The following is a 9,359-nucleotide window of genomic DNA, read 5'->3' on the forward strand; positions in this document are numbered from 1 at the left end:
CAAATGACCAGTAACTTTTATGACCCAAACACTACCACTACAAAAGCGATTTACCTTCGATGAATTTATCGAATGGTATCCAGACAACTCACCCCTACGCTATGAGCTACACAACGGAGTAATAATTGAGATGCCCCCGCCAACTGGTGACCATGAAGATGTTGTAGGTTTTTTAACTGAACAAATCGTGACTGAATTTAAGCAGTGTAAGCTACCCTACGCCATTCCAAAATCTGCTTTAGTTAAAACGCCTAATGGTGAATCAGCCTACATACCCGATGTATTAGTACTAAATCGGGACAATTTAAAAAATGAACCATTGTGGAAAAAAGAATCGACTGTTATTTATCCTGAATCTGTACCGTTGATAGTCGAAGTTGTTTCAACCAACTGGCGCGACGATTATCATAATAAATTCAGTAATTATGAAGAGATGGGAATACCTGAATATTGGATTGTAGATTATGCTGCATTAGGCGGGCGTAAGTTTATCGGCAATCCTAAACAACCTACAATCGTTGTTTGCGAGTTGATTGACGGTGAATATCAAATGACTCCGTTCAGAGGTGATGATTTGATTGCGTCGCCTACTTTTGGGCAGTTGAATTTAACCGCACAACAGGTATTTGGTTCTGTGATTTAATGAAAAATCCCCGATCGCTTTCATAAGTGGTAGGGGGTTTTTCGTAGATATCGACGCTTTCACGCATACACACAATCGTCTCGTCTCTCGTTCCGGTAGTTCTCTCGTTTCTCTCGTTCCGGTGGTTCTACCACAGAATGCATTACTAGAGGCTCCGCCTCGCCATACAGGAGGCGGAGCCTCCCGTGAGGCATTCCCTGGCGGAGCCTGGGAACGAGGTGATACAAAAAACGCTTAGGATGATAGTAATACATGATACCATACTATTCTGGATTTCTATCATCATTATCCTATGTATAATTTTATTACCCACATCACGATGCTATGTGATGTGGGTCTATTTATCGAGATAAGTTGCGGATAAAACCGAAGATTTGAATTAAAAGGATGCACTACTAGTTTTAATAATTACGCTGTATGATAAGAAGGTTATTTTATTTATGGTTGAATTTTTTAAATATTTGGTAGCATCAGAACAATTTATGCCCCACGGATATTGCTACCTATGGCAACCAGCATTAGTATGGCTGCATATTATATCCGATTTTCTGATAGCGCTTGCCTATTATTCAATTCCTATCATATTAGTTTATTTTGTTCGCAAGCGGCAAGATTTGCCATTCACCTCAATATTTTTTCTCTTTGGAACTTTTATTGTTGCGTGTGGTACCACTCATGTCATGGAGATTTGGACGCTTTGGCATCCAACCTATTGGCTATCAGGGTCTATAAAATCTTTCACTGCAATAGTATCAATTTATACTTTTTTTGAAATGGTGCAATTGGTTCCTAAAGCACTTGCCCTTCCCAGTCCCGCACAACTTGAGGCCATAAATTTAGAACTACGAAATCAAATTGTAAAACGCCAAAAAGCAGAGGAAGCTTTACAAAAGGCTAACGACGAGCTAGAAACAAGGGTAAAGATTCGTACTAATGAACTTGCTAAAGCAAACGTTGAATTACAACGCGAAATCAATGAACGGCAGCAAATAGAGATAGAAAAAAGCGAGAGTGAAGAGCGCTTCAAAGCTACATTTCATTCAGCAGCTGTTGGGATTGCCCATGTCCGTATGGATGGAAGGTGGCTACTGGTTAACCAAAAGCTATGCGACATTGTTGGCTATACACACCAGGAGTTATTGGATCGGACTTTTCAGGATATCTCGCATCCGGATGACCTTGATATTGACTTGGAGTATCTTCGTCAAATGTTAGCAGGGGAAATCCAAACTTACTCAATGGAAAAGCGCTACATCCGCAAAGATAGTTCTTACGTTTGGATATATCTTACTGTATCTTTGGTACGAGACTCAAACAGAGAGCCAAAGTATTTTATTGCTATTATTACTGATATAACCGAGAAGAAAAAACTTGAAGCTCAGTTCCTCCGCACACAAAGATTGGAGAGTATTGGCACCCTCGCTAGTGGTATTGCTCACGATCTAAACAATGTTTTCACGCCAATTCTTGCTTTAACTCATCTCTTCTTGAATACAAAACTCTCAGATGAAAAAAAGCAGAAATTATTGACAACTGTGGAAGCTAGTGTAAAACGAGGAGCAGCTTTGGTCAAGCAAGTATTACAGTTTGCGCGAGGAATTGAAAGTCAACGCACCGCTGTTCAACTCGGACGTTTACTTGAAGAATTTCAGCAAATTACCTTTGTGACGTTTCCTAAATCCATTGAAATTTGCTCAAATATCTCACCAGATATCGGATTTGTTTTCGCAGATGCTACTCAATTGCAACAGATTTTTATGAACCTTTGCGTGAATGCACGTGATGCCATGCCCGATGGTGGTGTATTAAGTATTTCTGCAGAGAATATTTTTGTCGATCCAACTTTTGTCAGCATGAATCCTGATGTTAGTGTTGGTACCTACATTGTAGTTACTGTATCAGATACAGGCATTGGTATTTCCCCAGAAATAATGGACAGAATTTTTGAGCCATTTTTTACAACTAAAGAGATGGGTAGAGGTACAGGATTAGGTCTTTCTACAGTATTTGGGATTGTGAAAAACCACGGCGGTTTTATTAAAGTGTATAGCGAGGTGGGACAAGGAACCCAATTTAAAGTGTACTTGCCAGCAGTGGAAGGAAGCGTTTCTCAGCACATGGAAGATATTGAGCTATTTACAGGCAATGGAGAATTAATTCTGTTTGTTGATGACGAACTTGCTATTCAAGAAATTAGCAAAACCTTATTGGTCACACATAACTACAAACTCCTCTCTGCTTGTGATGGGATTGAGGCACTCACACTGTATACCCAACATCAACAAGAAATCAATGTAGTCGTGATGGATATCATGATGCCATCTCTAAATGGGATAGATACTATCCGCAGCTTACAAAAAATTAATCCATTAGTAAAAATTATTGCTATAAGCGGACTGGAATCCAATAGAAAGATAGTTGAAACTTTTAAGCAGAATGTTCAAGCATTTTTGTTAAAGCCTTACACAATCCAGCAATTACTAAAAACCTTGCATTCAGTATTAAGTATGACATAAAAGTTCATTTATAAAGTCAATCTTAATGTATTCTGTAGGTTGGGTTGAGGAACGAAACCCAACCTACATACTCTTTTTTCAAACAAGTGGTAGTTCAATGAAAAACTTTGTACCCTCTCCCAACTGAGAAACAAAACTGAGTTTCCCACCATGCCGCTCTACTACAATCTGATGTGCGATCGATAAACCTAAACCTGTTCCCTTGCTAATTGGTTTGGTGGTAAACATGGGTATAAAAATTTGCTGTTTGACTTTCTCTGTTATTCCTTGGCCATTATCGATAATACTAATGATAACTTTTTCCTCATCAGGTTGTTCGGTCAGAATACTGATACTTGGCTGAGTTTTACATCCAGCATTGTCATTTGTACCTTCGCTGTCAAAACATTCCTCAACTGCGTCAATGGCATTAGCAAGTAAATTCATAAACACTTGATTAATTTGTCCTGGGTAGCACTTCACTTCTGGTAAATTGCCATATTCTCTTATGACTTGAATTTCCGGGCGACTATCTCTAGCTTTCAAGCGATGTCGTAAAATCACTAAAGTACTGTCTAACCCCAAATGCAAATTTGTTGGAACTTTTGTACTGACATCCAATCGGGAAAAGTTTCGCAGTGATACGGAAATATCTTTAATGCGATCGCTACTCAATTGCATAGAATTCAGCAATTTAGGAAAATCTTCAATCGCAAACTCAATGTCCTCTGCTTCTAGTGCTTGCTGTAGTTCTGGTATTTCCGGGCAATATTGTTGGTAAAGTTTTAAAGCTTGAATTATAGAAGTAAAATACTCCTGTGCGGGAGCAAGATTGCTGATAATGCAACTAATAGGATTGTTGAGTTCGTGCGCTACTCCTGTAACTAACTGACCCAACATAGATAATTTCTCCTGTTGTACAAGCTGTACTTGCGCCTTTTGTAAGGCTACAGTACGTTCTGCAACTCTTTGCTCCAAATCTTCAGTTAATTGCGTTAATTGAAAGTTCTTTTCCTCAAGGGATTTAGTTAGTTTTTGCAATTGCAGTTGGACTTTGACTCGTGCTATCACCTCTTCTTCTTCAAAAGGTTTAGTAATATAGTCTACAGCTCCTAAAGACAACCCTTTGACCTTATTCTCAGTGTGAGCCAAAGCAGTCATAAAAATTATGGGAATACCTTGAGTGAAAGGATCTGCTTTTAACAAAGAACAAGTTTCAAAACCATTAATTCCTGGCATTTCCACATCAAGAAGAATCAAGGCTGGTGGTTCTTGCTTGATTTGTTCGATCGCACTTTCTCCATCCGCCGCTAACCGTATTTTCAATCCAACACTTTTTAAGGCTTGCTTTAAAACAGATAAATTTGTAGGGTTGTCGTCCACGATTAAAATAAATTCATTGGTTATAGTTTGTGTCATAAGCGAAATATTAATTGATGAAAAATCCACAAATCAAGCAAAAATTAGTTATTATTAAAATATTGCCTGATAAATTCCTGAACTTGTTTGACTTGACAAGCCTCTGCTAATTCAATCAACTTCTCAGCAAACGGAGCATACTTAGTATCTTGTTGTTTGAGCATTTCAGCTATTTCTATCAGTTCATCAAAATCTCCTTTTTGAGATAATTCGTTGAGATGAGCTAGGATATTTGTTTGTGGTGGTTCAATTTCAGAAGAAGTGACTTGAGAATTTCTTGGTGTTTCATCTTGACTTACATTGCCTGGTTGTTTATCTTGATAAACCCATTCTAATTGCAGATGTTTGTGAAGCATTTCTAACAACATATCAGCTTGCACGGGCTTAGGCAAAAAGTCACTAGCACCAGCTTCCATACTCTTAAACAGATCGGTATCAAATACACTAGCCGAGGATGCGATCGCTACAATATTTTTCAGTTCGGGAGACTGTTGTAACTGTTTGAGCAACTCGAACCCATGCATCACCGGCATCACCAAATCAGTAATAATTACGTCAGGTTTCAATATTTGGGCTTTCTCTAAACCTTGTTCCCCATCACTTGCTTCAGCAACTTCAAAACCAATTGGTTCTAACATATTGATAATAACAGAGCGGTTTTCCCATTTGTCATCTACAATTAAAACTCTTCGTTTTGCTCCTTGATAACTAGCAATTGTGCCGTATACAGTTACTTTCGATCCCCCCAACCAATCTTGTGCTTCCTGCAACTCTACATCAAACCAAAAAGTACTGCCCTTACCCAATTCACTTTCTACTTTCAAAGTGCTACCCATCAGCGATACAATTCTTTGGCTAATGGGTAGCCCCAAACCCGTACCTTCCGCTTGCTTTGTCGTATCACCTACTTGTTCAAAAGGGACAAAAATTTTCTGTAATTGCTCCTTTTTTAAACCAACACCCGTGTCTTGAACTTGAAAGCGAACTATCCTAGTTATAAGTTTTGAAGGTAACTTTTGAACAGCATCTTGTTGTATCATTTCATGGTTTTCTAAAACCTTAACACTAAAAGTCACTCCTCCCGCATCGGTAAACTTTACAGCATTACCCAATAGATTAATTAAAACTTGACGCAATCGTTTCTCATCCGCATGGATACTTTGTGGAAGATGGGAATCCGCTTGATAAAAAAATGTAGTACCTTTCTGTTCGGCACGAAGACGACAGATTTCTACAACACCTTCTAAAAAGGATATAAAATGAAAATCATTTGGATAAAGATCCATTTTTTGAGCTTCAATTTTTGATAGATCTAAAACATCATTAATTAAAGTCAATAAATGAGAACCGCACTGATAAATAATTTCAGTTCCCTTACGACCTTTTTCCGTTAAAGCTTCCGAACGCCGCAAAATTTGTGCATATCCTAAAATGCCATTTAGTGGAGTACGGAGTTCATGGCTCATATTTGTCAAAAATTCGCTTTTGGCTTTATTAGCCTTATCTGCAGCTTCTTTAGCTGCTTTAAGTTCCACAGTTCGCTCATCCACTCGTGCTTCTAGTTCCTGATTTGTCTTTTCTAAAGCACTGAAAGATTCACGCAACTGTTGCGCCATTTGGTTAAAAGAAGTTGACAATACCCCTAATTCTGCTATGTTCCCTATCTCCACTTTTTGGTCTAAATTCCCATTGGCTATAGCAGCAGAAGCATGTTTCAAGCGTAAGATAGGACGGCTGATCCAACGAGAAGTGAAAACACCAACCACAGAAGCCAGCACTAAAGCCCCCAAACATAAGAAAATTGTAGTGCGGGTATTGGCATTGATGCGTTCCATAAAGTCCGATTCTGGTACTACTACCACAATGAGCCAGTCAATTCCTCGACCATCTTGTAAAGGAACCACCTGCACGAATTGTCGTTCGCCATCAAAGATAAAATCTAGTTGTTGGCTACTGTTGATGGTGCTCAGGTTACCTACATACTTTTGTAAAGACCGGGCTGTAGCGCGAATTATGGGATTGTTAGCATTCTTGGCTTCAATTCTCTCTACCTCCTGCCCTTGAATTGCAAATGATTCTTTGATAACCGAACTCGCTACCAAATCTCCAGAGCGTTCGATAATGAAGGTCTGTCCCATACGACCTATTTTTATCTCTTGCAGGAAATGATGGATTTTCTCTGTATCAAACAAGTTGTTCACAACTCCAAGGAATTGACCTGTTTCACTGTATACGGGATTGTTCAAAGAAGTCGCTACAGATGAATGACTCGCACGCTTAAAGAACTCACTCCAAATGGGTTTCCCTATTTTCACCGCCGCTTTGTACCAAGGTCGAGTCCGCGAGTCATAGTCCTGAGCTTCAATCAACTGAGTTCGTCTACCTTGATTATCGAGGTTATAAACGTTTCTTTTTGGGGCAGTTGTTTGGTCTTTGTATTTAAGAATGATTTCACCACTTACCTCACGTTCAACCCCAACGGATTCTCCTCGAACACTACTAAATTGAATAAAGCTCACTATGTCTTGTTGCACTAAATACCATAAGTAACGCTCTAACTCAGAATAGTCAGTTCTGTTAGGTTGCCAGCTTTTGATAGCAGAAGCAACCACTTCATTCACCTTATGGGGTTCATCCAAGTAAGTCAGAATCTGGTGTTTAATGCGTTGGCTTGTTTCACTCCTCAATTGAGTCGCAACGTCGTTAACTGCTTGTTGACCGTTACGTAGCGACAGCCATCCGGTAACTCCCACTGCTGCAAAGACTTGCACCACAAACGGTACTACCAAAACCAGCCGAAGCGACCATTTTTTATCTGCGCGGATTCTTTTTTCTACATTGATTGTGGAGGTGTTCACAAGGGATTCCAAATTAAGAATGGTTCCTGAGGTATAGTGTTCCCGTTTTTTGAACCATCCTATCAAGCACAACGTGAATCAAAAAGATACCTTACAATTCCTAGATTTACTTTGTAAAAAGTATTACTTAATTCTTCAGTTTTTAGTAGTTTTATCCTAACCCAATTGCTCCATCAAACACTCAGCAATCCGTCTTGCAGCACCTGGTTTACCCATTCGCCGCACGCCATTTTCTGCAATGACTTGTAAAGTATCGGGATTGTATAAGAGACTTCGCACGACACTAGCAGCTGCACCTGGGTCTTGAATGAGAATCACTGAAGGTCCTAAAAGACGGCTTTGAGCTTCAGCAAAGGCAGCTGTAAACTGAGGACCCTTTCCGGGAAAGATAATCGCAGGTTTGCCTAAACCCACAAATTGTTCTGTTGCCGTTCCTGCCATTGCAATGGCTAAATCTGCCATATGCAAACAATCATTATAAGCGTTTTGAGTGAGTACACAATAAGCATTTTTCTGCTTAAATGACACGGCATTTTTATCGGCAATTTTCACCGGGCAATCTGCATGGGAACGCCAACCTTGAGATTGCAGCATTTGGCGCATACTCTCAAAATGCAAGCTGGGCGCGATCGCACCCAAGAATACCACTGTCTTAGAAGAATGTCCTATAAAATCTCGTTCCTGAAACAGTGCCATTATTGCAGAAACAGCGATCGTAATTTGATACCAGTTATCGTAAGCTTCTGGAGGACGGGAACCAGGTAACAGAGTCACAACCAAAGGTCGAACAACTTCCTCTTGTTCTGCATCAGGATTGTAAAATCGTTGAGTGGGAAAAGATGGTTCCAACCCATCCATCATGGGGTTGCCCAAATCAAATGCAGGAATTGAGAAATTTGTCAATATCTCTGATGTGAGTGAGTCTCTAGGAAATACAGCTTTGCAACGAGGACGGCTCATCAGCCAACGTTCCCAAGGATGATAAACCGAACCGGAAAAGTTTTCCAACCGTGTAGCTTGGTTTTTCCGTTTTAATATTCCAATTTCATCTCGCACGTAATATTCCGATCTTGCCGTCCCCACAAAAGCATAATTGGTGTTGCTTAAAGATGCAAATAATAGTGGAACAATATCTCCTACTGCCAAGATAGCATTTTTATACCCCAATCTTTTTTGAGTGTTAACCCACTTGCGTATAGCTTTCATCTGATCGAGCGTCAGTTGTAACAAACCACCCTGTACATCTCGCACAAATTGGCGTCCATCCATGTACACAAAACCACCACTAGGCATGGTACGTACCGAACCAATGATGGGGATATCTAACTGATGGTAGGCGTGTCCCTGTCCTACTATTGGTAATGCGAAAATCTCTAGTGGATTGGGTTGTTGTAGAAGTTCCTGCAAAATACGAACGGCAATGACATCTTCCCCGTGTCCGTTACTAATAGCAAGTAATCGCAAGCGAGAAGTTTCGTTTTGGTACTGAGAGGCTAGGGGTAGTTGTGATATATCGCTCATGAGAAACAAAAACTTAAAATTAACTGTCTTTTGGGATAAGAGGGATACATGGGGGTATCAATAATCGGCGAAGCAGCTGGAAGTTAGTACTATCCCCATTGCCCAACCTCTGTAGAAAATTACATGCTAACTCCCAGTAAATCAGGCTAGTATTATGCGAGTTTCTTCTGCTGCACTTTTTACTCTAGCGACTTTAACGGCTAGCAATGTCACTCAACAAGCAATAGCTGCTCCTTCTAATGTTCCCACGCAAGCTGAGAATGTTAACAACATCGTAGTTCCCACGGCTGAAGAAACACCTGTACAATCGGAGGCGATCTCCCAACCAGAAACTATAACCGTTGAACAATTTTCTCAAAAATCAGGGTTTGAGGACAAGGGGGACAGGGAAGACACGGGGGACAAGGGAGACCCGGGGGACAC

Annotated in this window: 5 protein-coding genes and 1 pseudogene; 3 read left to right on the forward strand and 3 right to left on the reverse strand. The window is 40.1% G+C overall.

Annotation, left to right across the window (positions count from 1 at the left end; translation table 11 throughout):
• Nucleotides 1-19: 19 nt before the first annotated feature.
• The gene (locus F7734_RS35380) at nt 20-643 is read left to right on the forward strand and encodes a Uma2 family endonuclease (protein WP_155749180.1); all 624 of its coding nucleotides are present in this window, start codon (nt 20-22) and stop codon (nt 641-643) included.
• Nucleotides 644-1,083: 440 nt separating this feature from the next.
• Nucleotides 1,084-3,159: a PAS domain-containing sensor histidine kinase gene (locus tag F7734_RS35385; protein WP_155749181.1), complete on the forward strand. Its 2,076-nt coding sequence runs from the start codon at nt 1,084-1,086 to the stop codon at nt 3,157-3,159.
• Nucleotides 3,160-3,237: 78 nt separating this feature from the next.
• Here the strand turns inward: F7734_RS35385 and F7734_RS35390 are convergent, their stop codons facing one another.
• From F7734_RS35390 to F7734_RS35400, 3 genes are all read right to left on the reverse strand, one after another.
• Entirely contained in the window at nt 3,238-4,557 is a 1,320-nt protein-coding gene (locus F7734_RS35390) for a response regulator (RefSeq protein ID WP_155749182.1), read from the reverse strand.
• Nucleotides 4,558-4,601: 44 nt separating this feature from the next.
• Nucleotides 4,602-7,415, reverse strand: a complete 2,814-nt coding sequence (locus F7734_RS35395; protein ID WP_166482347.1) for a hybrid sensor histidine kinase/response regulator — start codon at nt 7,413-7,415, stop codon at nt 4,602-4,604.
• Between the two features lie 156 nt (nt 7,416-7,571).
• Complete coding sequence (locus F7734_RS35400) at nt 7,572-8,936, reverse strand: lipid-A-disaccharide synthase-related protein (RefSeq protein ID WP_155749184.1); 1,365 nt, start codon at nt 8,934-8,936, stop codon at nt 7,572-7,574.
• Nucleotides 8,937-9,090: 154 nt separating this feature from the next.
• On the opposite strand from F7734_RS35400, the pseudogene F7734_RS35405 reads away from it, so the two are divergent.
• Nucleotides 9,091-9,359: pseudogene (locus tag F7734_RS35405) on the forward strand (hypothetical protein); the annotation flags it as partial.

The organism is Scytonema sp. UIC 10036 (assembly GCF_009725235.1).

What these genes read in the sequence shown, in the direction of transcription:
- F7734_RS35385 (WP_155749181.1), top strand. Translation starts at nt 1,084, where the DNA reads ATGGTTGAATTTTTTAAATATTTGGTAGCATCAGAACAATTTATGCCC.
- F7734_RS35390 (WP_155749182.1), bottom strand. Translation starts at nt 4,557, where the DNA reads ATGACACAAACTATAACCAATGAATTTATTTTAATCGTGGACGACAAC.
- F7734_RS35400 (WP_155749184.1), bottom strand. Translation starts at nt 8,936, where the DNA reads ATGAGCGATATATCACAACTACCCCTAGCCTCTCAGTACCAAAACGAA.
- F7734_RS35380 (WP_155749180.1), top strand. Translation starts at nt 20, where the DNA reads ATGACCCAAACACTACCACTACAAAAGCGATTTACCTTCGATGAATTT.